Source organism: Trinickia sp. EG282A (assembly GCF_040965455.1).
GTDB lineage: Bacteria > Pseudomonadota > Gammaproteobacteria > Burkholderiales > Burkholderiaceae > Trinickia > Trinickia symbiotica.
Map to the genome: position 1 here is coordinate 1 of NZ_JBFRCC010000058.1, position 251 is coordinate 251.

General features: G+C 57.8%; 1 pseudogene. It reads left to right on the forward strand.

Going from position 1 to position 251, the window contains the following annotated elements:
- Positions 1–118: 118 nt before the first annotated feature.
- Positions 119–251 (forward strand): annotated as a pseudogene (locus AB4Y31_RS31895) (P-type DNA transfer protein VirB5); the annotation flags it as partial.

Below are 251 nucleotides of genomic sequence, written 5' to 3' on the forward strand. Positions count from 1 at the left end.
GCCACCTATCACCTGGCGGCAAGCAGTCAATCAGTTCGCCATCCTGTTCGGCGAGCGATTCACCGCCGCCATCAGCTGAGATTTTTAACCGACCTCAGCACACGAAATTCCTGACACGTCCGACATGACGAAGCTACAGCTCTTCAGGATGCTCGCCGATACGGAAGACAAGCTCGTCGCCGAGCAGCAGAGCGAACTGATCCTCAGTCGAGCCGGCAACACCGCCAGATTGCAGGATCAGATGGTCCCGG